This is a genomic window from Streptomyces sp. URMC 126 (genome assembly GCF_051386555.1).
Classification (GTDB): domain Bacteria; phylum Actinomycetota; class Actinomycetes; order Streptomycetales; family Streptomycetaceae; genus Streptomyces.
Window position 1 is genome coordinate 1 of sequence record NZ_JBPQTX010000842.1, and the last position, 276, is coordinate 276.

At 74.6% G+C, this 276-nt stretch carries 1 protein-coding gene; it reads right to left on the reverse strand.

Annotated features, from left to right (window positions below; genetic code table 11):
• A partial coding sequence (locus tag ACSNOK_RS34170; RefSeq protein ID WP_436784620.1) for a hypothetical protein occupies nt 1-276 on the reverse strand: 276 nt, incomplete at both ends.

Consider the following 276-nt stretch of genomic DNA (forward strand, 5'->3'; position numbering starts at 1 on the left):
GTGGTGGAGGTGTCCGGCAGCGGCCGTCCGCAGGCGGCCGGGTCGTCGCGCAGCCCGGCCGGGAGCAGCACCCGGCATCCGTCGCCGGACACCGGGGCGAGCAGGATGCCGTTGCGTTCGTTGGTCCGGCCGCCGCCGTCCTCGCGGTTGAAGGCGATGGTCCGGCCGTCGGGCGAGAACGCCGGGCTGTCGTCGATCACCTGGCAGGTGCCGGGGCAGATCGTGGCGCTCAGATCGCGTTGCCGGTCCAGCGCGCGCACCGGCACGGTCCAGATG